The following is a 21,529-nucleotide window of genomic DNA, read 5'->3' as shown; positions in this document are numbered from 1 at the left end:
TCTTCTAAGCTTACACCTAAATGGCTTGCTCTATAAATGTTTATATGCTGGTAAGGTTAAAAACTCAACAAATTCTTTGTTTAAAATTAACTCGTCAAATAATTGAACGGCTAATTCAAACTTTCCATTGTCATACCTGTCATCACCTACATAACTTCTTATTTTTTTGAGCTCTTCTTTTTTGAATTGCTCATACATGCCTTCAGTAAATGTTCTACCGTCTTCAAGCATTACACTTTTATGCAACCATTGCCATAGCTGTGTTCTGGAAATTTCAGCAGTTGCTGCGTCCTCCATTAAATTATACAAAGCAGCAGCTCCTTGTCCCATTAACCACGACTCTACATAAAGAATACCAACGTTAATATTTTCTCGTATTCCTTTTTCTGTAATAGTCCCTTCTGGCAATTCAACTAAATCCTTTTCAGTAATTGTTAAATCTTCTAGCTTTTTATCTATCTGATTCGCATTAGGCATTGTTGCATTAAAAACGTCCATTGCAATTGCTACTAAACCAGGATGCGCCACCCAAGTTCCGTCATGACCATTCCTAACTTCTTGCTCCTTATCTTTCTTCACCTTTGAAAAAGCTTCTTTATTCAACTCTTCATTATTCTTTACAGGAATTTGTGCTGCCATTCCTCCCATAGCATGTACACCTCGTTTGTGACACGACTGAATAACTCGTAACGAATACGCTTTCATAAATGGGCTACTCATGGTTACTTGTGAACGGTTTGGCACAATAAAATCAGTATGATTTCTGAACTTTTTAATGTATGAAAAGATATAATCCCAACGACCACAGTTTAAACCTGCCATATGATCTTTTAACTCATAAATAATTTCATCCAACTGAAAACTCGCTGTAATTGTTTCTATTAACACCGTTGCTTTAATTGTTTTTTGTGGCACACCCATATACTCTTGCGCAAATACAAAAACATCATTCCACCAACGAGCTTCTTTGTAATGTTCTAGTTTAGGTAAATAAAAATAAGTTGCACTCCCCTGTCCTTGTAACGTTTTGATATTATGGAAAAAAAACAACCCAAAATCAACTAAAGAACCAGACATTTCTACGCCATCAATCAACAAATGTTTTTCATTTAAATGTAATCCTCTTGGTCTTACCAACAATGTAGCTACACTATCTTTTAATTTATAAGTCTTATCTTTTGCTTCATTATAAAATGAAATTGTTTTATTTACTGCATCTCGTAGATTTACTTGACCATCTAAAATATTTTGAATAGTTGGTGAATTACTATCTTCAAAATCTGCCATAAACGTTTTTGCACCAGAATTTAATGCATTGATAATCATTTTACGCTCTACTGGTCCAGTAATCTCTACTCTCCTATCCAACAAATCTTCAGGCAATGAAGCACATACCCAATCACTCTCTCTTATCTCTTTAGTTTCTAAAGGAAAAGAAGGATAGTTTCCTGCATCAAAATAAGCTTGTTCGATTTCTCTTTCAGCTAATAATTGAAGTCTTTGACTATTAAATTTCTCTTGAAGTTGAATTAAAAATGCTTTGGCTTCATTGGTCAAAACACTTTTATACTCGGCTTGATCAAAACCTACACATTGAATTTCTTTTGCTAAAACATCTTGATTCATACTATTTTATTTTTTTCTTATTGATTGACAGTTCAATATTAAAAAAAAGAACTCAAACAAAAAAGCGAACGTTCGCTAAAAATACAAAATTTACTAATTTTTATTAATTCGCTAATTTTTATACCTTTGAATTACGAATCTTTTAATAAAAACACCTTGGAAGAAGAATATATCAGATTAGTTTTCGGATTAAAACTGAAACAAATACGTACCGATAAAAACCTATCACTCTTTGGATTAGCCAAATTAACAGGTTTATCAAAATCATATTTAAATGAAATTGAGAAAGGAAAAAAGTATCCTAAGACCGATAAAATTGTTATTCTTTCTGAGAAGCTAGAAGTGCCTTATGACCATTTAGTATCTCTAAAACTAGATAAAAACCTAGCACCAATTGGTGAAATTTTACAATCTAAAATTTTAAAAGAAATTCCTTTAGACCTATTTGGTATTAAAGAAAATAACCTGATTGATATTATCGCCAATGCTCCTGCAAAGGTTAATGCGTTTATAAGTACCATTATTAAGATTTCGCAAAACTACAACTTAACAAGAGAAAGCTTTTTTCTTGCTGCATTACGTTCATACCAAGAGGCACACAACAATTATTTTGAAGATATTGAAACAAAGGTTACCGATTTTATTGAGGCTTATCAAATAAATCCAAATAAACCTATTACTTCAAAAGACTTAGAAGAAATTTTAGTTGAAGAATATGGTTACACTATTGATAGTGAAGAACTATCTAAACATCAAAAACTATCTGAACTCAGAAACATCTATATTCCAAAGAATAAAACACTCCTTATATATAACGACATAAACGAAGCGCAAAAAACATTCATTTTTGCTAAAGAAATAGCCTATAATTATTTAGAGATTGAAGACAGACTATACACGTTTCCATGGATAAAATTTGAAAGTTTTGATGAAGTATTAAATAATTTTATAGCTTCTTACTTTGCTGGTGCTTTAATTATTCCAAAAGATGATTTAATTCAAAAACTAACACAACTTTTTTCTTTAGAAACCTGGCAGCCTATACAATTGCATAAAATTATTAGAAGTTATAATTGTTCTGACGAAACATTCTATCAACGTTTAACCAATATTTTACCTAAGCATTTTAATATTAAGAACCTGTTCTTTTTACGTTTTACACATAAAGAAGGTTCTCCTGTACATAGACTTTCAAAAGAGCTACATATTACACAACAACAATCTCCACATGCCAATCGTAACAATGAACATTATTGCAGAAGATGGATTGCCATTAAAACAATTCAGGACTTGGAAGTTTCAGAAGAAAAAAAATCGGCTTATGGAATTCAAATATCATCGTACGAAAATTCTCAAAAGGAGTATTTAGTTCTTTCTGCAGCTACCGCAGATCCTTTTAAAGAAAAAATTAATCGTAGTGTAAGTATAGGTATGTTACTTTCTCCACACTTAAAACGCAAACTTCATTTTTTTAATGAAGATACTTTTACTAAAAAAACAGTAGGTGTTACTTGCGAAACATGCGCAGTACAAAACTGTAACGAACGAGTGGCTGAACCTTATATTTTAATGAAACAATCTAGAAATAAAGAAATAGAAAACACTGTTGAAAACATCATTCAATCGTATACCTAAACACCTTGTTTTGTACGTTGTTTTTCTTATTTTAGCACACGCAAACAAATAACTTACCATGGATCTTAACTTCAATAAAAACGAAGACCACAATAAACTTTTAGTATCAGATTTACGTAGACGCTTAGCCAAAGTTAAATTAGGCGGTGGACAAAAACGTATTGATAAGCATCATGAGAAAGGAAAATTAACAGCTCGTGAACGTATTGATTATTTATTAGACAATAAGTCTAAGTCTATCGAAATTGCTGCTTTTGCAGGTGAAGATATGTATCAAGAACACGGTGGATGTCCTTCAGGTGGTGTGGTTGTAAAAATGGGATATGTTAGTGGTAAACAATGTATTGTTGTTGCTAACGATGCTACAGTAAAAGCTGGTGCTTGGTTCCCAATTACAGGAAAGAAAAATTTAAGAGCTCAAGAAATAGCAATTGAAAATAAATTACCTATTATTTATTTGGTAGATTCTGCTGGAGTTTATTTACCAATGCAGGATGAAATTTTTCCTGATAAAGAACACTTCGGAAGAATTTTTAGAAACAATGCTGTAATGAGTAGCATGGGAATTACCCAAATTGCTGCAGTTATGGGAAGTTGTGTTGCTGGTGGCGCTTACTTACCTATTATGAGTGATGAAGCACTTATTGTAGACAAAACAGGAAGTATTTTCTTAGCTGGTAGTTATTTAGTTAAGGCTGCTATTGGTGAAACTATTGATAATGAAACATTAGGTGGAGCAACTACGCACTGTGAAGTATCTGGTGTTACCGATTATAAAGCAAAAGATGATAAAGATGCTTTAGATACCATTAAAAACTTAATGGATAAAATTGGAGATTATGACAAAGCTGGATTTAATCGCAAAGAAGCGTTCCCTCCAAAAGAAAATGAAGATGATATTTTTGGAATTTTACCAAAAGCTCGTAATGAGCAATACGACATGATGGAAATCATCAAGCGTTTGGTTGATAATTCTGAATTTGAAGAATACAAAGCAGGTTACGGTCAAACCATTATTACTGGATATGCTCGTATTGATGGATGGGCAGTAGGTATCGTTGCTAACCAACGTAAAATTGTAAAATCGAAAGGAGCCAAAACCAAACCTAGCGAAATGCAGTTTGGTGGAGTAATTTACAACGATTCTGCTGATAAAGCTACTCGATTTATTGCCAACTGTAATCAAAAGAAAATCCCGTTAGTTTTCTTACAAGATGTTACTGGATTTATGGTGGGAAGTAAATCTGAGCATAGCGGAATTATTAAAGATGGAGCTAAAATGGTGAACGCTGTTAGTAATTCTGTGGTTCCTAAATTTACAGTAGTTATAGGTAATTCTTACGGAGCAGGAAATTACGCTATGTGTGGTAAGGCCTATGACCCTCGTCTTATTTTTGCATGGCCAAGTGCTGAACTAGCTGTGATGAGTGGAGCATCTGCTGCAAAAGTATTACTACAAATTGAAACTGCCGCTTTAAAGAAAAAAGGAGAAGAAATAACTCCTGAAAAAGAAGCAGAATTATTTGATAAAATAAAATCGAGATACGATAATCAAATATCTCCTTACTATGCTGCTGCAAGAATTTGGACCGATGCTGTGATTAATCCTCTAGATACCAGAACATGGATTTCTATGGGAATAGAAGCTGCTGACCACGCTCCTATTGAAAAACCTTTTAATTTGGGAGTTTTACAAGTTTAAAACAAAGAAAGTAGCATGAAGAGGAAAGTATTTTGGGGCATTATTGCCCTTATAATTGGATTTGTAATCTACCAGGTTTATATTTTCACCCTATCTGAAAATGATAATATCAAATCTATTTACTTAGTTCCTGATAATGCTGTTTTTATAGTTGATACTGAAAGGCCTATTGACACTTGGGATGAAATAAGCTCAAGTGAAATTTGGACACATCTTCAATCCAATCAACAAATCAATAAGCTATCTGAAGGTCTCCATAGTTTAGATGAAACTTTTAAAGCAAAAAAGGAAATTTTTGACTTTATCGGGGAACGTAATCTGGTGATCTCAGTACATGTATTTAGCCCCAGAAAATATGGGCTGTTATACGTTGCTGATTTACAAAAATTCTCCAAACTTATTTTTCTAAAAAGAGCTATAAGTAATTTAGCAGGTGAAGATTATAAAGTAACCAAACGAGTATATAAAGAACAGGAAATTATAGAACTGTATAATAAGAAGACTAGAGAAACTTTACATCTTTCCTTTATTAAAAACCAAGTTATAGCTTCCTATACTCACCTCTTAGTTGAAAAATCAATAGATCAATACTTAAATCCTGTTATTGGACGTGATATAAATTTTATAGAAATAAAAAAGAAAACAGATACTGATGGATTTTTTAATATCTATTTACAACATAAATATCTAAAAGACTATTTAAATTGTTTTACCAGTTCTAGCAATTTAGATTTCTTAAATAAAGAAGCTTTTTTTTACACAGGTTTAGACATTTCAATTATAGAGGGAGTTATAATTCAAGCCACAGGTTATACTAACGTTGACACTAATTCACAAACCTATTTAAAAGTATTACAAAAGTCTGGAGTTGGTAAGCGTAGTGTTGCTAAAATAGCTCCAAAGAACACCTCTTTATACCTTAGCTTTGCTTTTGATGATTTTAAAACATTCAATAGTAATCTAGAAAAACTCCAACAAGAAAGTCCTGCCGATTTTAAGATGTATTCTGATCAACTTGCGATGATTGAGGATAAGTTAGACATTAATGTTTCTGAAAACATTTATAGTTGGATTGGTAGTGAAATAGCTTTAATTCATTTTAACACTGAGCTTTCAAAAAACAAAAAAGATGTCGCTGCTATTATTAAAGCTGATGATATTGATGACGCTAAAGAAAACCTTCAGCTTGTTCTTTCTAAAATTAAAGAAAATACCCCTTTAAAATACAAGCAAATCGATTACAGAGGTTATCCTATTAACTTTTTTGATTTAAAAGGATTCTTTAAAATGTTAGCAGGAAACATGTTCTCTAAAATGGAGAAGCCTTACTTTACAATTATTGATGATTTTGTAGTTTTTAGTACTAGTCCAAATACTATTAAAGAAATTATTAATAACCACTTAATAGGATACACACTAGAAAGCTCTGAAAAATTCGATGATTTTAATTATCATTTTGAGAAAAAATCTAGTGTCTTTGCTTATGTAAACACTCCAAACTCCTACAAAGATCTTTTAAGTTTAGTTGACAACAAAACTCGACGTGAACTTCAAAAAAACAAACCTTATATAACTTGCTTTTCACAAATTGGAATGCAGCTAATTGCTTCTGATGACTTATTTGAAAGTAATATTTCTCTTGTTTTTGAAGATCCTAAAAACATTGATATAAACACTAAAAAAGATAAAGAATTAAGAGAGAGACTATTATTAGAGTTAACTCCCTACAAAGATTCTACAAATACTCAAAATTCAACAACATTTTTTAAGCTTACGCCAATACACCCTTCTGATTTAAGCGCTAAATCATACAAAGAGTTTTATAAAAACGGAAAACTAAAATTTGAAGTTGATTTAGAAGATGGCTTAAAAGATGGTTCTTATAAGTCCTTTTATGAAAACGGAAACGTAAAAGTTAAAGGGCATTATAAAAATGATAAGCAAAGTGGAACTTGGAAAGCATATGATGAACAAACAGGTGATGTAATTTTCAAAAAACATTTTTAATTGCAATATTTTATAGCATTAGTTACATTTGCCAAGCAAAATTAAAACAGAATACACATGGGAAGAGCATTCGAATTTAGGAAAGCAAGAAAAATGAAACGTTGGTCAGCCATGGCTAAAACCTTTACTCGTATTGGTAAAGATATCGTTATGGCAGTTAAAGAAGGTGGTCCAAACCCCGAAACCAACTCTCGTTTGCGTGTAGTAATTCAAAATGCTAAGGCTGCCAACATGCCGAAAGATAATGTTGAACGTGCCATTAAAAAAGCATCTGATAAAAGTACTGAAAACTATAAAGAAGTATTATTTGAAGGATATGCGCCTCACGGTATTGCTGTTTTGGTAGAAACCGCTACTGATAATAATAACCGTACAGTGGCTAATGTACGTGCTGCTTTTAATAAATGTAATGGAAACTTAGGAACCTCTGGTTCTGTTGCTTTTATGTTTGACCATGTGGTTAACTTTAAAGTAAAAGAAGATTCATTAGGAATGGATTTAGAAGAGTTTGAAATGGAAATGATTGACTTTGAAGTTGAAGAAGTTTTTGCCGACGAAGAAGATAGTTCGGTTATGTTGTACGCTCCTTTTGAACAATTCGGTGCTATTCAAAAATATTTAGAAGAAAATAATATTGAAATTCTTTCTTCTGAGTTTGAACGTATTCCAACAACCACTACTGCGATTTCAGATGAACAAAAAGAAGAGGTAAATAAACTTTTAGAAAGATTGGAAGAAGATGATGACGTAAACAACGTTTATCATTCAATGGAAGAGTAACAAACATCTTCTTATTCAAAACATATATATAAATCCAACGATCTTTATCGTTGGATTTTTTTATATATTTATCTCAACCAAACTTCTCACTATTATGATTTTCTACGGAACAAAAGGAGCGCATTTACACAGCGAAAAAGTTAGCGGTGTAAAATGTAATCACTGCGAACAACAAAACGCTCACACCATTAGTATTTTTGGCAAATATTTTTACATTTATTGGATACCTATTTTTCCTATAGGTAAAAAAGGAGTCTCTGAATGTAATCATTGTAAAGCTACGTACGAACGTAAAAACATGAGCGAACAATTAAAACTAGCTCACGACAACGTAAAACGAAATGCTAAAACACCTTTTACACACTGGATAGGTTCTTTATTAATGGGAGCTATAATTCTCTTTGGAATCTACTCAGCACAACAGCATGACAAAAATGTTGTTACCTACATTAACTCTCCTCAAGTTAACGATATTGTTGAATACAAATCATCCGACAAAGCCTACTCTACCGTGAAAGTAACAAACGTTACTACCGATTCTATTTTCTTTGTAGCCAACTCTATGGAAATAAGCAGAAGAAGCAAGCTTTATAAAATAGATAAAGAAGAAAACTACAATGCTGAACGATTCGGAATGAGTTTAATTGATTATAAAAAAGCTTTTGACGCTAAAGATTTTTTAGATGTTGACAGATAAAAAACAGGGCATTTAGCCCTGTTTTTTTTATTCTTAATTATACGTTTTCACTAATCTAACGAACTCTGCTTTATAACCATCCTTATCCTCTCCTATTTCTCCCTCTATCAAACTAAGTACATCTTCAATTTTTGAATTATTTTTAAATTTTGATTTACTTAATTGCATTCCAAATAAAGCTACTGCTGAAATAAAATTCATATCATTCGTTGATGCCAATACTTCATTTTTTACAGTTTTCACCAACTCTATGCTCTTAGTCCCTTTTGGTAATTTATACCTAAACTTCACGGTTAATAATTCATCATTAAAATTATTCAGTTGTTTATTTTGAGTATACTTTAATTTAGGTGATTTTTTTAGAAATTTACTTTTTACTCCTACAGGAATTACTTCATACAATGCTGTTACTGTATGACCACTACCTAATTCTCCAGCATCCTTTGTATCATCTACAAAATCTTCATCATTCAACAATCTATTTTCATATCCTATTAAACGATACGCTTGCACTTTTTCTGGATTAAATTCTACCTGAATTTTCACATCCTTTGCAATTGTATATAAAGTACCTCCAAATTCTTTACCAAATACTTTTTGTGCTTCTTGCATCGTGTCAATATACGCATGGTTTCCATTTCCCTTATCTGCTAAAACTTCTAATTTATCATCTTGGTAGTTTCCGTAACCAAAACCTAAAACCGATAAAAATACACCTGATTTTCTTTTTTCTTCTATCAATTCTTCCATTGCAGCATTGCTTGAAGCTCCTACATTAAAATCACCGTCTGTAGCCAAAATAACTCGGTTATTTCCATCTTTTATATAATTTTCCTTTGCTAGTTTATAAGCTAACTCAATTCCTTCTCCTCCTGCTGTTGAGCCTCCTGCTTCTAATTGATTCAAGGCTTCAAGTATCGTTTCTTTTTCACTTCCTGATGTAGGTTTTAAAACTACCCCTGCTGCTCCTGCGTACACAACAATTGCTACTTTATCTTTTTCTCTCAGCTGATTTACTAATAACTTAAAAGCTGACTTTAACAATGGTAGCTTGTTTTGATCTGACATAGACCCCGAAACATCTATTAAAAAAGTCAAATTAGAAGCCGGTAAATTCTCTTGCTTGTATTCTTTTCCTTTTAACCCAATTCTTACCAACTGAGTATTTTTATTCCATGGAGTCGTAATAATCTCTGTAGTAATTGAAAAAGGATGTTTTCCTTTAGGTTGCGGGTAGTTATAATCAAAGTAATTAATCATTTCTTCAATCTTAACTGCTCCTTTTGGTATTTTTTGACCGCTATTAATCATTCTTCTTATGTTACTGTAAGAAGCTTTATCAACATCAATAGAAAATGTAGACAAAGGAGAGTTAACAGGGCTTTTAAAAATATTCTCACTTCTTCTTGCATAAGAATCTTTATTTTCAATTTGATTATGCCCTCTAATTCCAACAGTTCCTGTAGAAAAAACCTTTTTACCTTTTAAAGTACCATAACCTGTTACTACAATCTCTTCTAAGAGACTATCATTTTCCATTACAACATTTATTAACGAACTTTTTCCTACTTTTTTCTTCACTGTTTTCATACCTACAAAAGAAAACACCAAAACATCACCTTGTATAGCTGATATAGAGTATTTACCATCAAAATTAGTTTCAGTTCCATTGGTTGTTCCTTTTACCACAATAGTAACTCCCGGTAACGGACCTGATTCATCTGAAACTACACCTGTAATTGTTCTTTGTTGCGCTGCAAGTGCTATTGAACTCAACAATATCATTGCATAAAATAGTTTTTTAAACATAGCTTTTCGTTTTAAAGTTTACATAAAACTAGCTAACGCTATATTTTTATAAAACCTTAAATGAGTAAACAAGCTTATTAGAAAAGTAAACGATACTTTTTAGTGAGGTAAAATTTTAGCGAGTGTTTTTTTACGTTGAATTTTTTTTGTTTCAGTTTCTATGAATTTATCTACAAAATAAATTGCTTTTGGGATTTCATACTTAGTAAGCCCCAATAGGTTTTTCACTTCGTTCGAAATGACGTCATTTTTCTCTCCTTCTACTATCAAAATTAATTTCTCTCCTAGTTTTTTGTCGTTGATACCTGTAACAAAAAAGCGATTTGAAATAATTTTTGAGAGTTTTTCTTCTATTTTCTCTGGATGTAGCTTTACTCCTCCAGAATTAATCACGTTGTCATAACGTCCCAACCATTCAAATTCAGTATCAGAAATCAAACGAATTACATCGTTTGTTATAATTTTTTCTTCGGCTACTTTTGGCGCATTAATCACTAAGCAACCTCGATTGTCATGAGAGAGTTGTACATTAGGAAGTGTCTTGTAGTAAGGTTTCTCACTATCGTTCGAAATGATATTGTTTAACTTTTTAACAGCAATATGTGTAATTGTTTCTGTCATTCCGTAAGTGGCATAAATTTCAGTTGATTTATTTTGAATAGCTTCAATTAAATCATTTGCTACAACTCCTCCTCCTACAATAAGCTTCTTTATTTTATCTATATCTCCTAAAGAGCTTCGTAATTGTAAAGGTACCATCGCAGAAAGATCATACTCTTTTATAATTTCAACTTTAGATGTTGGAGCAAGCACATCTATACTCCAACCTAAGGTTAATGCACGAACTAACATCATTTTCCCAGCAATATAATCGGTTGATAAGCACAATAAAGCTGTAGTATTTTCTTTTAACCTGAAAAAAGTTCCAGTGGCTTTTGCTGAGTTTACCATAAACTCTTTTTTCAATCGAATTGGCTTAGGTTTTCCCGTAGAACCTGATGTTTGTACTACTACAAAATCTTCTGTGCTAAACCAATCTAATAAAAATTGATATACAGAATCGTTTATAGTTTTCGAAAAGATCAATAATTCATTTTCATTAGAAAAAGACTTTCCGTTTAACTGAAAACTATTATGAAAGTTTAAATTGTCCACTTTGTTTGGAGTACTATTTTGTTGTTATTACTGGTTTCTCTATGTTACCAAATAGTTTTTCTTTCCAATTTTCCCAACCATATTTTTTTGAGAACAGTAGCAACATTAAAGGATATAAAACAAATACTGGTAAAAACATCTCTATCCCTACCGAAGGATCTGAAGTATCAACAAATAAAGCATCCGTTTGAAAAACGGTCCAATCTGTTGTTACCAAGAATGCAGCTACAATATTATTAATAGCATGCAAACCTAATGCTAGTTCTGTTCCTTCATCCATTAGTGTTGTTATTCCGAAAAAGAAACCTGTTCCTATATAAAAAACCATTGAAATATACCCTAGCTTCTCTACTTCTGGATTTGCTCCGTGTAATAAACCAAAAGCTACCGAAGTTACTATTAATGGAACCCATCTGTTTTTAAACCAAGTACCAAGTCCTTGCATAAAATATCCTCTAAAAAGTAATTCTTCAAAACTTGTTTGAATGGGTAAAAACAAAAAAGATACTACTACTAAAGTAAAAAAAGGAAGAGGCTTAAAGTTCCATGTATAATTTTCAGGAGATAAAAGAATGTCAGAAGATACCACTACTACAGATATTACTCCCCATACTAAGAAACCAAACCAAAAGCGATTCCAATCTATTTTATTTCTACTTGTTATAACTGTTTTAATAGCTCTCTTATGAATATATTTTATTCCTAAAAACAATGAAACTAATCCAAAGGCAAACATCACCACCATCATAAATAAAAACAAGTTTTTATTTATTCCTAAGCTCATAAAGCTATCGTCTGCAGCTCTTAAAAACTCACTAGTGTTTTCAGAATGTAAAATTGCTGTAACAGCCAAAGGGATTACACCTATAAATTGCCACCCTAATAAAACTATAAAAATAACTAGTAAGTATAAATACCACTGGTTTTGCCCTTTATATGCTTGTTGTATAAAATTCATTGTTATATATTAAAGTGCCAATTTTTGTTTGTATTGTATCCTAAACTTCCATTCGATACTTCCAAAGGACTCTCAAAATTGTTGGTAAACAAACTACCTGTTCCTAAACCTTGTGGCAACGGGTTATTTAATGTGTACGTCCATTGTGCTATTGCATTTAGTCCTATATTGCTTTCCAAGGCACTGGTTATCCAATTACCTGCGTTATGGTTGGATGCTATTTGAATCCATTCGTTACTTCCTTTAAACCCACCAACCAAACTTGGTTTTAAAATAATGTATTGGGGTTGAATTGTAGCTATACATTTTTCTTTCTCTTCTGAAGAAAACACACCTATCAATTCTTCATCTAGCGCAATTGGTAATGGTGTTTTTTCACATAAACTTGCCATTTCTTGCCACTGCCCTTGTTTTATCGGTTGTTCTATAGAGTGTAATTCTAACTCAGATAATCGTTGTAATTTTTCTAAGGCATTTTTGGGTAAGAAAGCTCCGTTAGCATCTACACGAAGTTCTATTTCTTTTGCCGAAAATTCTTTTCGTATTGATTTTAGCAAGGCTATCTCTGTATCAAAATCAATAGCTCCAATTTTCATTTTTATGGTGGTAAAACCTTGTTGCAACTTATCTTTTATTTGTTGCTGCATAAAGGCTTTATCTCCCATCCAAATTAATCCGTTTATAGAAATTTGTTGCTTTCCTTCAGTAAAGTCAGATGGAAATAATTCAAACGGTTTATTGCTTTCTAAGGATAAAAATGCTTGTTCTAATCCAAACTGTATCGACGGGAACTCTATGAGTTCGGGTAATAATTTCTCTAAACCAGAATTAATATTGTTACACACCCAGTGTAATTTCTCTTCATAATTAGGTTTATCATCAGCACTTAAACCTCTGAATAAACCACATTCTCCAAAGCCTTTCTTTCCTTCTCTTTCTAGAATTAGAAACCAAGTTTCTTTAGTTCTTAAAACTCCACGAGAGGTTCCACTTGCTTGCTTAAAGTTCAGTAAATATTTATGGCAGGTAGCTTTTATCAATTGTAAGTATTTTAGTTATGAGCTTCAGAAGCTTTTTTAAAGTTCTCTAAATATTGTTGACTCATTTTTTTAAGTGCTCCTTTAAAGTACGGGAACAAACAACTCATTACATACGATTCACTAGTACAGGTGGTAGTTTGTAATATCTTAGTTGAGTTTCCTTCTGAAGTGAATGTATAATCATCTGTTTTTAGCATATTTTCTGCATCAAAGTGAAGAGTAAGTTTTTCATTTTCTTTATATGCTAATACTTCTTCTGTCATAGTTACCAATTTACCTTGATTTTCGACAACTACTTTATATTTACTACCTATTTTATTAGTTTGTTCTTCTAAAGTTTCAATTGACTTCACCTCTGGCATCCACTCTTTCATTAATTCTTCATCCTGAAAATCCAAAAAAACTTCATTTACTGGCTTATTAATTGTTACTTCATTGGTATAAACTACTTCTTGTACTACTATTCCTGTTAAAAAAAATGCAAGAATTAAAACTGTTATAGCTCCTAAAATTATTTTGATTGTTTTCATGTATATAATACCTCAATAAAAAGTTTACTTAAATAGTTATTGTTTGTCCGATTTCTAAAATCACTAATTCCTTCTTAGCTTGTGTAAACTTTTCTTTGGCTTCATCTAAATTTATTTCTATTGGAGGAAAAGTATTAAAGTGACACCCTATAACCTTATTACAAATTACTAAGTCACTTGCTATTATAGCATCATCTACTCCCATAGTAAAGTTATCTCCTATAGGAAATATAGAGGCTGTTAAGTTTGTAGACATTGGTATTAATTGCATATCCATTGTAACAGCTGTATCTCCAGAGACGTACAAGGACTTTTCTCCTGCGGTTATTACAAAACCACCTGGTTGTCCTCCATAACTTCCATCAGCAAATGAAGAGGTATGAATAGCATTTACATATTTTGCAGAAAACACATCATTTTTATACGTACCTCCATGATTTACTGGATGTCCTTTCAAACCTTTAGCAGCATAATATGTTACAATTTCAAAGTTTGAAATGATTGTAGCTTCTGTTCTTTCTACAATGCGCTCTACATCTAATACATGATCTTGATGCGCATGTGTAAGTAATATATAATCTGCTTTTACTTGATCTACGTCTATATTTGATGCTAGTGGATTTCCTGTTATAAAAGGGTCAACTAATACGTGTGTTCCGTTAATTTCAATACCAAAACATGCATGACCGTAAAAAGTGATTTTCATGTATTTATTCTTTTCGTTTAATTCGTTTCTTTATGAATATAATTAATAAAACTATTAAAAGTATAAATGGCCAAATGTTTACCAAACCGATAAAAAACCATTTTATATTGTCTATTCCGTTAGTAAAAGCATCAGCTATACGTCTTCCAAAAGTTTTTGAATAAGCTTTACTTACTTCTTCTTTATAAAATCGAATTGTTAAGGTTGAGAAAGACACTTGATTTTGTAAGTATTTCAAACGTCCTTCCATCGATTCTATTTCAGATCTTACATTTGTTAATTCTCGCTCAACTTCTAAAATTTCTTTTACTGAACTAGCTTTTTTTAGTATTTCGCTATATCGTTGTTCTAATTCTTTTTTTACCTTCAAACGTGCTTGTACATCCAAAAATTGCTCTGTTACATCGTTTACAGAAATATTCTTATTATCAAACCTTTCTACTTTTGATGAAATTTCATTAAAAAAAGGATCAAAGTTTTCAGATGGAATTCGGACAGTTAAATTAGATGTTATATTTTGAGAAGACTTGTACTCGTTATCAGCAGAAATATATCCGTTATATTTTTTAACTGCTTGCTCTATATGATTTCTTGTTTCTAATAAATTATCTGTTTCAAAAGAAATATCGCCTGTTTTAATAAGCTTTCTTTCTATTGTCACTTCTTTGTTGTCAGTTACATTTTCTGATGATTCTACAACTTCTTCAGCAATGTCAAAATTTTCTGAAGCTTTAAGGCTTCCGTAAGAGTTGGGATTTTCTCCTTTGTTATTACAACTAGTTAGCAATAGAACTGCTCCTAAAAAAAATGAAATAATTCTCATAGTGTTAAATTTTATCGGGAAGTTACAAAATTTGACCTAATCCGAATAAAATTGAAAAAAGAAAGGTACTGAGTGCCACTTTTTTAAGCTCTCCATCTAACAACGCTTCTTCTTTATTTTTATATATAAAAACTAAATGCTTTACCAAAGGAAGATAAGCTATGACAAACAAAAATTGGTAAGGTGATTGAAACTTAATTACCGTGTACAATAATGCAAATATAAAAGACGCTACAATTAAAAAATAATGATAAAATTTTGCAGATTCTGCTCCCATTTTTACTACAAGCGTATTTTTTTCTGACACTGCATCATTCTCTCTATCACGCATGTTATTTAAATTTAGCACTGCAGTACTTAACAATCCAACTGTAATTGCTGGTAAAAAAATGATAAAGTTCAATTGTTTTGTATATAAAAAATAGGTTCCAACAACTGCTAATAATCCGAAAAAGATAAAAACGAAAACGTCTCCAAATCCGCTATAACCATAAGCAGATTTTCCTACAGTATATTTTATAGCAGCAACAATTGAAGCAATTCCTAATCCAAAGAAAATTACTGAATACAAAAAGTTGTCTTTTCCAAAGGAAACATAAATCAGTATCAATGCTATAATAGTCGTAATGACTCCTGTAACAATCATTGCGTTTTTCATTTGCTTTGGAGTAATTGCTCCTGAAGCCACCATTCGTGCTTCTCCTTCCCTTTCATTATCTGTACCTTTTATTCCATCTCCGTAATCATTAGCAAAGTTAGATAACACTTGAAAACCAATAGTGGTTAAAATGGCTAACCAAAAAATAGAAGACTCCAATATATTTTTTCTTCCAACACAAATAGTTGTATCAAAAAGAGTTGAAGATACTTTCAAAAAAGATTCATTTAATCCTAAAAAGGCTCCAACAATAATTCCTGAAACGGATAATGGTAAGGTACGTAAACGTGCTGCTTTTATGTAGTTTTTCATTGAGATAGTATGATTTTCAAAGATAGTTATTTACGCATAAAAAAAGGAAAGCTAAGCTTTCCTTTTATCTTAAAGTATATGAGTAGTTTATTTATTTACTACTGCATCAAAACCTACTTTTATTCCTGGTTTATCTATAAAATATTCTCTTTTATCTACTAAAACATTATCTCTAAAGACTTCCATTGTTATCGTATAGACGCTAAAATTGTCTGTGGCTTTATCTTCGTATTCAAAAGCTAAGTTAGCTGCAAAATTGATTTCATCTGTATAAGATTTCTTATAAGGAAAAACATTAGTTTCCGTTTCGTTATCATATTTAAAAAAACCTGACTCTAAAAAAACAGTTTTAACTCTACCATTGTTGTCATTACTTGTACTCGTTATATTAAATGTTATTGTTGCCAAGGCTCCATTTCCATCAAGAGATAAATCAGTATCATCACAGGATGTTAATAAAACCAAGCACAGAAAGGTAAAAAGGTATCTCATTCTTTTTATTTTTTGAATTATTTTTCAACAAACTTACTACAAAGAAAAAAGTGTGCTACTCTCGTAACACACTTTTAAGAAAAGTTTATATTTCTTTACTAAAGGTTATTAGCTTCTGCTATTAACTCTGCAATATCTTTTACTTGTATTTGCGATTCTTTTTCTTTGAACTTTACACCATCAGTCATCATGGTATTACAGTAAGGACATCCAGTAGCTATAATTTGTGGGTTTGTTTCTAAGGCATCTTCTGTTCTTAACACATTTATATCCTTATCTCCCTTTTCTGGTTCTTTAAACATCTGTGCTCCTCCTGCCCCACAACATAAAGCCGTTGATTTATGGCGTTTCATCTCAGTCATCTTTACTCCTAAACGACGAATTAATTCACGTGGACTTTCATATACATCATTTGCACGTCCTAAGTAACATGGGTCGTGATAAGTTAAACGCTTACCATTTAAATTTTCGTCTTCAATAGTTAAACGTCCTTCTTTAATTAGTTTACTAATATATTGAGTATGATGATACACTTTATACTTTCCTCCTAATCCAGGGTATTCATTTTTTAAAGTATTAAATGAATGTGGATCACAAGTAACAATTGTTTTTACTTCGTAAGCATTTAAAACTTCAATATTAGTAACAGCTTGCATTTGAAATAAAAACTCATTTCCTGCTCGCTTTGCCGCATCTCCTGTTGAACTTTCTTCGGTACCTAATACTGCAAAATCAACCCCAGCTTGTTGTAATATTTTTACAAAAGCTCTTGTTATTTTTTTTGCTCTATCATCATAACTTCCTGCAGCTCCTACCCAAAACAACACTTCTGGTTGTTTTCCTTGAGCCATCATATCTGCCATTGTTGGTACGTTCATAATTCTTTATCGTTTAATTGTTGAACTATTTTTTTGTTTACAACCTCAAACTACTACCGAGGTTACTTTTTAATTTTTACAGAATAGAATAGTAAATAACTACTCTTCGTCTTTCCAATTTAATCTATCCATTTGGCTGTACTGCCAAGGTGCTCCGTTATTTTCAATATTGGTCATCATCATATTTAACTCTTGTGGAGCTGCTGATTCTTCCATCACTAAATAACGGCGCATATCCATAATAATAGATAATGGATCGATACCAATAGGACATTCTTGTACACAAGCATTACAACTTGTACATGCCCATAATTCTTCTGGAGTAATATAGTCGTTTAATAATTGCTTTCCGTCGTCTTTAAACTCACCTCCATTTTCATCAATATTCATTCCTACTTCTTCTAAACGGTCGCGTGTTTTCATCATAATAGCACGTGGTGATAATTCTTTTCCTGTTAAGTTAGCAGGACAAGATGATGTACAACGTCCACACTCTGTACAAGTGTAAGCATTCATTAACTGTACCCAGTTCAAATCAGTTACATCTGAAGCTCCAAATTTCTCTGGTTCACCCTCATCCTCTCCTTCTTCAGGCATAGCATATGGGTCAGCATCTGGATCCATCATCATTTTTACTTCCTTCGTTACCGCTTCTAAATTATTAAACTGTCCTTTAGGATTTAAGTTTGCAAAAAACGTGTTAGGGAAAGCTAATAAAATATGTAAATGTTTAGAATAGTATAAATAGTTTAAGAAAATTAAAATTCCTACAATATGTAACCACCAAGCTGTTTTTTCAATAGTATGTAATGACTCTGTAGAAAAGCCATCAAACCAAGGTGCAATAAATTGAGAAATTACATTCCCTACTCCTGCTTCTTGAAAAGCAACATCTGTTGCATTCATTACTAAGAATAACGTCATTAATACCATTTCAAAGTATAAAATGATATTACCATCATTTTTAGGCCAACCTTCCATTTCTTTGTTCCAAAAACGCTTTACCTTTTCAATATTTCTTCGGAACCAAAAAACTGTTACTGCTACTAAAACTAATAATGCTAATACTTCAAAGTTACCTATTAAGAATCCGTATAGAGCATCTCCTATTATTGGTTGAAAAACGCGGTGTGTACCAAATAGTCCATCAATAACAATCTCTAACATTTCGATATTGATTAAAATAAAACCAACATATACAACTATATGTAAAATACCTGAAACTGGACGACGTACCATTTTATATTGCCCTAAAGCTATTTTTGCCATGTTTTTCCATCGCTCAGGTTTTCTATCCGTTCTATCAATGTCTTTTCCTAATTTGATGTTTCGTATTAACTTACGAACATTCATTACAAAATACCCGATACCTGCAATTAAGATAAGTGCAAAAAAGATGTTTGGTACGTATTTCTCCATCGTTCTTTAATTATTAAGTTTTGTTAGATTTATAAAATGTGAGCTTATTTATTACTTACATTTTTGGTATTATTTTCTTCGTTATACGGCTTTGCTTTTTTTCCAAATAACGAGAAGTGTACAAACCGTTTTGGGTTTAGTTTCATTTCTCTCAACAACTCTTCTAATTCTTTAGAAGCATTTGTAAGGTTGGTATACATTTTCTCATCAGTCATTAACTTTCCTAAAGTTCCTTTTCCTGATTTCATATTAGCTAACAAACCGTTAACATTTGCTAAAGTTGCTTCAAGTTTTTTTACTGACTCTCCTAAATTAGCTTTTACTAAATCATCTGATACCTTAGAAAAATTATCAGTAATCTTTTTGGTATTAGCTAAGGTAGCGTTTAAGTTTCCTTTATTATCTGCTAATAATGTATTTACAGAAGATAATGTTTTACGAACATCTGAAATAGTTCCTTCTAAACCTAAAATACTTCTGTTTAAGCTCTGGCGAGATTTTTCATCTAATACTTGGTTAAACCCAATTAATAAAGAGTCTGCCCCTACTAAAACATTTTCTAATTTTGCTTGAATAGGATTTAGTTTTTCTCCTACTGATGAAAATATATCTGATTCAACCTCTCCTTTTAAATAATCTCCTGACTTAGCTATTTCTCCATCATACTTAGGAACAATTGCCAAATTCTGACCTCCCATTAAGCTTGCTGAATAAATTTTAGCAATACTGTTTTTAGAGAAATTAAAGTCGGTGTCTAATGAAATTTTTACAATTAAGTTCCCTTTTTTATCTGGGCTTTCATTGAATCTAATTTCATCTACTTTTCCTACTTTCAAGCCATTAATGGTAACAGAGCTAGCTTCGTTAAGACCATTAATATTATTGTACTCTACAAAAAAGTGTCTTGCATTAGCACTGAACAAATCTTGTCCTTTTAAGAAGTTATAACCCCAAATAAATAGCGCAATAACAACGACAGCAACAATTCCTGTTTTTAGTTCTTTAGACATAGAATATATTTATACGAGCGAAAATAATAATAATTTTGGGAGTATAAATATAGAATACCTCTAAATTAACGGTTTTTCAATGCTTCTTTTATTGAAATTCGCTTTCCGTTTTTAAAAGCTACCACCCAAGCATCTTTATATCCTTTGCTTCTTACCTCTGGTAACACTTTTTTTATTCCAGATAAACTCGGTGAGTTCCCGTAGTAATATTTGTAATAATCATCTATAAATAAAGACTCTACATTTTCTAACCCTTTAAAACTACCTGTAGAAAGTTTTTTTCTAGATGCTGCTATCTGTACTCTAAACACAACACCTGTTGATACTTCTTTTGGTTCTGTATTTTTTTTCTTTGGAGCAGTTTCTTTTTTAACAACTTTCTTAGGTATTTCTTTTTTTATAATTGGTTTAGAAACCTCTTTTTCTACTAACGGTGCATTAACTGTTAGTGTTTCACTAATTGTGTTTAGCTTCAATCGCTCAAAATACTTTCTTATTGCTTGAGCTATCGACTTCGCCATTCTTATTTGGCCTTTTCTAGAATTTAGAAATTTACCTTCATTTTTATTAGTTAAAAAACCTAACTCTATCAAAACACTTGGCATAACAGTTTCTCTTAATACTAAAAAGTTCGCCTGTTTTACCTTTCTATTATTTCTTTTTATTGCTACAAAGTTATTCTGAACTAAACCTGCAATTCCTAAGCTATTTTCTAGGTTTTCTTCTTGAAGTACTGACAACCCTATTACTGATTCTGGTGAGTTCGGGTCATAATCATAGTTTTGTTTATAATTATCCTCTAATAAAATTACCGAGTTCTCTTTCTTTGCAATCTCCAAGTTCTCTTTATTTCCACTTAGCCCTAATACAAAAGTACTTGCTCCGTGCGGATCTGGTCTTCTAAAAGCATCACAGTGAATAGACACAAATAAATCCGCTTTCTTATCATTGGCTATTTTAGCACGATTATGCAGCTCTACAAAAACATCTTTTTTACGAGTGTAAACCACTTCAATATCTTTTGATGTTAACAACTCCTTACCTACATCTAGTGCTACTCTTAAAGCGATATTTTTTTCTCTAAAACCATTTCCTAGGTTTCCAGGATCTTTTCCTCCATGGCCTGCATCAAGAACAACTGTGTATTTTTTTTGAGCTGAAACCGATAATATCCCTCCATACAAAACAGTTAAAGAGGTTAGAATGATTAAGCTTAATTTTGAGATATTATATTTACGGAAATTTAAGAATTGCATCAATAAAATTTAACTATTTTTGGTTTTTAAAATATA

The 21,529-nt window shown here is 31.6% G+C and carries 19 protein-coding genes; 5 read left to right on the top strand and 14 right to left on the bottom strand.

Features of this window, described 5'->3' with window-relative positions:
• Positions 1-30 precede the first annotated feature (30 nt).
• Complete coding sequence (aceB, locus tag ACKTTR_RS06405; protein ID WP_408027049.1) at positions 31-1,626, bottom strand: malate synthase A; 1,596 nt, start codon at positions 1,624-1,626, stop codon at positions 31-33.
• A 156-nt stretch (positions 1,627-1,782) separates the two neighbouring features.
• Here aceB and ACKTTR_RS06400 point away from each other — a divergent pair, with 156 nt between their 5' ends.
• The 5 genes from ACKTTR_RS06400 (at position 1,783) to ACKTTR_RS06380 (ending at position 8,447) form a co-directional block, all read left to right on the top strand.
• Positions 1,783-3,261, top strand: a complete 1,479-nt coding sequence (locus ACKTTR_RS06400; protein WP_408027990.1) for a helix-turn-helix domain-containing protein — start codon at positions 1,783-1,785, stop codon at positions 3,259-3,261.
• Positions 3,262-3,319: 58 nt separating this feature from the next.
• Positions 3,320-4,963 (top strand): acyl-CoA carboxylase subunit beta, encoded by a 1,644-nt coding sequence (locus ACKTTR_RS06395; protein ID WP_408027048.1) that lies wholly within the window; start codon positions 3,320-3,322, stop codon positions 4,961-4,963.
• A 15-nt stretch (positions 4,964-4,978) separates the two neighbouring features.
• Positions 4,979-6,970 carry a DUF3352 domain-containing protein gene (locus ACKTTR_RS06390; RefSeq protein WP_408027047.1) on the top strand — a complete coding sequence of 664 codons (1,992 nt, stop codon included), beginning with the start codon at positions 4,979-4,981 and terminating at the stop codon, positions 6,968-6,970.
• Positions 6,971-7,027: 57 nt separating this feature from the next.
• The gene (locus ACKTTR_RS06385) at positions 7,028-7,750 is read left to right on the top strand and encodes a YebC/PmpR family DNA-binding transcriptional regulator (RefSeq protein ID WP_099216239.1); all 723 of its coding nucleotides are present in this window, start codon (positions 7,028-7,030) and stop codon (positions 7,748-7,750) included.
• A 94-nt stretch (positions 7,751-7,844) separates the two neighbouring features.
• Complete coding sequence (locus ACKTTR_RS06380; RefSeq protein ID WP_408027046.1) at positions 7,845-8,447, top strand: hypothetical protein; 603 nt, start codon at positions 7,845-7,847, stop codon at positions 8,445-8,447.
• A gap of 33 nt (positions 8,448-8,480) precedes the next feature.
• Here ACKTTR_RS06380 and ACKTTR_RS06375 read toward each other — a convergent pair whose 3' ends face one another.
• From ACKTTR_RS06375 to ACKTTR_RS06315, 13 genes are all read right to left on the bottom strand, one after another.
• Positions 8,481-10,256, bottom strand: coding sequence for a vWA domain-containing protein (locus ACKTTR_RS06375; RefSeq protein ID WP_408027045.1), 1,776 nt, complete (start codon positions 10,254-10,256; stop codon positions 8,481-8,483).
• A 99-nt stretch (positions 10,257-10,355) separates the two neighbouring features.
• On the bottom strand, positions 10,356-11,411 hold the full coding sequence (locus ACKTTR_RS06370; protein ID WP_408027044.1) for an AMP-binding protein: 1,056 nt from the start codon (positions 11,409-11,411) through the stop codon (positions 10,356-10,358).
• Between the two features lie 13 nt (positions 11,412-11,424).
• Positions 11,425-12,369 carry a CPBP family intramembrane glutamic endopeptidase gene (locus tag ACKTTR_RS06365; RefSeq protein ID WP_408027043.1) on the bottom strand — a complete coding sequence of 315 codons (945 nt, stop codon included), beginning with the start codon at positions 12,367-12,369 and terminating at the stop codon, positions 11,425-11,427.
• A gap of 2 nt (positions 12,370-12,371) precedes the next feature.
• Positions 12,372-13,409, bottom strand: coding sequence for an o-succinylbenzoate synthase (locus tag ACKTTR_RS06360; RefSeq protein ID WP_408027042.1), 1,038 nt, complete (start codon positions 13,407-13,409; stop codon positions 12,372-12,374).
• An 11-nt stretch (positions 13,410-13,420) separates the two neighbouring features.
• On the bottom strand, positions 13,421-13,939 hold the full coding sequence (locus tag ACKTTR_RS06355) for an SRPBCC family protein (protein WP_408027041.1): 519 nt from the start codon (positions 13,937-13,939) through the stop codon (positions 13,421-13,423).
• Positions 13,940-13,967: 28 nt separating this feature from the next.
• Positions 13,968-14,645 (bottom strand): metal-dependent hydrolase, encoded by a 678-nt coding sequence (locus ACKTTR_RS06350; RefSeq protein WP_408027040.1) that lies wholly within the window; start codon positions 14,643-14,645, stop codon positions 13,968-13,970.
• Positions 14,646-14,649: 4 nt separating this feature from the next.
• Positions 14,650-15,468 carry a DUF4349 domain-containing protein gene (locus ACKTTR_RS06345; protein WP_408027039.1) on the bottom strand — a complete coding sequence of 273 codons (819 nt, stop codon included), beginning with the start codon at positions 15,466-15,468 and terminating at the stop codon, positions 14,650-14,652.
• Between the two features lie 22 nt (positions 15,469-15,490).
• The gene (gene menA, locus ACKTTR_RS06340) at positions 15,491-16,444 is read right to left on the bottom strand and encodes a 1,4-dihydroxy-2-naphthoate octaprenyltransferase (RefSeq protein ID WP_408027989.1); all 954 of its coding nucleotides are present in this window, start codon (positions 16,442-16,444) and stop codon (positions 15,491-15,493) included.
• An 81-nt stretch (positions 16,445-16,525) separates the two neighbouring features.
• Complete coding sequence (locus ACKTTR_RS06335; RefSeq protein WP_408027038.1) at positions 16,526-16,930, bottom strand: hypothetical protein; 405 nt, start codon at positions 16,928-16,930, stop codon at positions 16,526-16,528.
• A 98-nt stretch (positions 16,931-17,028) separates the two neighbouring features.
• Positions 17,029-17,808 carry a (Fe-S)-binding protein gene (locus tag ACKTTR_RS06330; protein ID WP_099216248.1) on the bottom strand — a complete coding sequence of 260 codons (780 nt, stop codon included), beginning with the start codon at positions 17,806-17,808 and terminating at the stop codon, positions 17,029-17,031.
• A gap of 99 nt (positions 17,809-17,907) precedes the next feature.
• Entirely contained in the window at positions 17,908-19,227 is a 1,320-nt protein-coding gene (locus ACKTTR_RS06325) for a 4Fe-4S dicluster domain-containing protein (protein ID WP_408027037.1), read from the bottom strand.
• Between the two features lie 44 nt (positions 19,228-19,271).
• Positions 19,272-20,237, bottom strand: a complete 966-nt coding sequence (locus ACKTTR_RS06320; protein WP_408027036.1) for an MlaD family protein — start codon at positions 20,235-20,237, stop codon at positions 19,272-19,274.
• A 65-nt stretch (positions 20,238-20,302) separates the two neighbouring features.
• Positions 20,303-21,493, bottom strand: coding sequence for an N-acetylmuramoyl-L-alanine amidase family protein (locus tag ACKTTR_RS06315; RefSeq protein WP_408027035.1), 1,191 nt, complete (start codon positions 21,491-21,493; stop codon positions 20,303-20,305).
• Positions 21,494-21,529: the final 36 nt, after the last annotated feature.

The sequence above is a fragment of the Tenacibaculum litoreum genome, assembly GCF_964513915.1.
GTDB classification, from domain to species: domain Bacteria; phylum Bacteroidota; class Bacteroidia; order Flavobacteriales; family Flavobacteriaceae; genus Polaribacter; species Polaribacter litoreum.
This window is presented reverse-complemented; position numbering and strand designations above follow the sequence as displayed.

What these genes read in the sequence shown, in the direction of transcription:
- ACKTTR_RS06375 (WP_408027045.1), bottom strand. Translation starts at nt 10,256, where the DNA reads ATGTTTAAAAAACTATTTTATGCAATGATATTGTTGAGTTCAATAGCA.
- ACKTTR_RS06315 (WP_408027035.1), bottom strand. Translation starts at nt 21,493, where the DNA reads ATGCAATTCTTAAATTTCCGTAAATATAATATCTCAAAATTAAGCTTA.
- ACKTTR_RS06365 (WP_408027043.1), bottom strand. Translation starts at nt 12,369, where the DNA reads ATGAATTTTATACAACAAGCATATAAAGGGCAAAACCAGTGGTATTTA.
- aceB (WP_408027049.1), bottom strand. Translation starts at nt 1,626, where the DNA reads ATGAATCAAGATGTTTTAGCAAAAGAAATTCAATGTGTAGGTTTTGAT.
- ACKTTR_RS06345 (WP_408027039.1), bottom strand. Translation starts at nt 15,468, where the DNA reads ATGAGAATTATTTCATTTTTTTTAGGAGCAGTTCTATTGCTAACTAGT.
- ACKTTR_RS06320 (WP_408027036.1), bottom strand. Translation starts at nt 20,237, where the DNA reads ATGTCTAAAGAACTAAAAACAGGAATTGTTGCTGTCGTTGTTATTGCG.
- ACKTTR_RS06380 (WP_408027046.1), top strand. Translation starts at nt 7,845, where the DNA reads ATGATTTTCTACGGAACAAAAGGAGCGCATTTACACAGCGAAAAAGTT.
- ACKTTR_RS06330 (WP_099216248.1), bottom strand. Translation starts at nt 17,808, where the DNA reads ATGAACGTACCAACAATGGCAGATATGATGGCTCAAGGAAAACAACCA.
- ACKTTR_RS06395 (WP_408027048.1), top strand. Translation starts at nt 3,320, where the DNA reads ATGGATCTTAACTTCAATAAAAACGAAGACCACAATAAACTTTTAGTA.
- ACKTTR_RS06385 (WP_099216239.1), top strand. Translation starts at nt 7,028, where the DNA reads ATGGGAAGAGCATTCGAATTTAGGAAAGCAAGAAAAATGAAACGTTGG.
- ACKTTR_RS06335 (WP_408027038.1), bottom strand. Translation starts at nt 16,930, where the DNA reads ATGAGATACCTTTTTACCTTTCTGTGCTTGGTTTTATTAACATCCTGT.
- ACKTTR_RS06350 (WP_408027040.1), bottom strand. Translation starts at nt 14,645, where the DNA reads ATGAAAATCACTTTTTACGGTCATGCATGTTTTGGTATTGAAATTAAC.
- ACKTTR_RS06325 (WP_408027037.1), bottom strand. Translation starts at nt 19,227, where the DNA reads ATGGAGAAATACGTACCAAACATCTTTTTTGCACTTATCTTAATTGCA.
- ACKTTR_RS06390 (WP_408027047.1), top strand. Translation starts at nt 4,979, where the DNA reads ATGAAGAGGAAAGTATTTTGGGGCATTATTGCCCTTATAATTGGATTT.
- ACKTTR_RS06355 (WP_408027041.1), bottom strand. Translation starts at nt 13,939, where the DNA reads ATGAAAACAATCAAAATAATTTTAGGAGCTATAACAGTTTTAATTCTT.